The organism is Shewanella sp. 11B5 (genome assembly GCF_002836795.1).
GTDB lineage: Bacteria > Pseudomonadota > Gammaproteobacteria > Enterobacterales > Shewanellaceae > Shewanella > Shewanella frigidimarina.
This window is the reverse complement of sequence record NZ_PJAP01000058.1, coordinates 1-1,410: the sequence shown is the minus strand read 5'-3', so window position 1 is coordinate 1,410 and position 1,410 is coordinate 1. Positions and strand designations below refer to the sequence as shown.

2 protein-coding genes are annotated in these 1,410 nt (G+C 38.6%); both read right to left on the bottom strand.

Annotation, left to right across the window (positions count from 1 at the left end; all coding sequences use genetic code 11):
• Positions 1-574: NAD(P)/FAD-dependent oxidoreductase (locus tag CXF78_RS00480; protein WP_180957002.1), on the bottom strand; the 574-nt coding region annotated here is incomplete at its 3' end.
• 78 nt (positions 575-652) lie between these two features.
• Positions 653-991 carry a P-II family nitrogen regulator gene (locus tag CXF78_RS00475; RefSeq protein WP_011638327.1) on the bottom strand — a complete coding sequence of 113 codons (339 nt, stop codon included), beginning with the start codon at positions 989-991 and terminating at the stop codon, positions 653-655.
• Between the last annotated feature and the right edge of the window lie 419 nt (positions 992-1,410).

The following is a 1,410-nucleotide window of genomic DNA, read 5'->3' as shown; positions in this document are numbered from 1 at the left end:
CTCTTACTGATTCAATAACATGATGGAGTTCAGCGGCAAGCTCGACACCTGTAGCACCCGCACCAACAATGCCAATACCTAATTGGTCTTGGGTTTCATTAAGCTGTAACAACGCATCCATCAACTTATGATGAAACAGATTCGCACTGTCTAGACTGTCTAAAAAAATACAGTGTTTTTCGGCTCCTGGTGTATTAAAGCTATTTGATACTCCTCCTAATGCTAGAACAAGAGTATCGTATTCAATATTGCGCGCGGCAATGATCATCTCGCCTTCATCGTTAAACACTGGAGCAAGTTGGATTGTTTTAGTACTCGGATCACATTGCTCAATGGCACCACGAATATAGCGGTAACCATTTTTTAATCCGTGATCTCGATATTGTAGGCCTTCGATTGATTGATCTATAACACCAACAGCGACTTCATGTAATTTAGGTTTCCAGATGTGAACGGTATTCTTATCAATCAAACTAATATCGATTAACGGATTTTTACCAAATTTGCGGCCCAACTTTGAAGCCAATGCCAGCCCTGCAGCCCCACCACCCACAATAACAATTCGTTGAACCATACATTACCTCAAAATTACCTTATGCCAATAACTTCGTCACACTGTGTTTATAGTTATAAAAAAAGGCCCTTATGGGCCTTATACTGCTTCTTCATTTTCTTCGCCGGTACGAATACGAATCACGCGTTCAATATCAGTTACAAATATTTTACCGTCACCAATTTTACCTGTTCTGGCTATATCAACGATAACATCAATCGCACGTTCCAGAATGTCATCTTGGATTACTAATTCAATTTTTACCTTAGGTAAAAAATCAACCATATATTCTGCACCACGATAAAGCTCTGTGTGGCCTTTCTGACGTCCAAAGCCTTTGACCTCTGATACTGTCATACCAGTAATGCCAATTTCAGCAAGTGACTCACGCACATCATCAAGTTTAAACGGTTTAATAATCGCTTCGACTTTTTTCATTAAATACTCCTGTCATCGGCTAAGTTTTTGATTAACCTCAACTCGGGATAAGAGATGGGATAAATCGATAAGAAAATGGTTTATTTCAAGTCTGCAATATCGAACTAGCCATCAGGCTTACAATAGGTATATTAACTCGTCAATGCACCTAGTTCCCCGGACAAAAAAATGTTTGATAAACGTTCATTATCCGGTGCAGAGTTTGATTAAGCATATGTGCTGATTACAGTTTATATACTCTCTAACATCATCTAAATATCTTACTTGAAAGCGAAGCTAATTGTCGCGGCTATTTTACGTATTTATGAAAAGATATTTCTCGGCGAAGCTGTTGGTTGTTTTCTATACTACCTTAATGTTACTGCAGGACGCAGCTGACCACGTTTAAGGATGAACAAACATGGAAAATTCTAATAAAA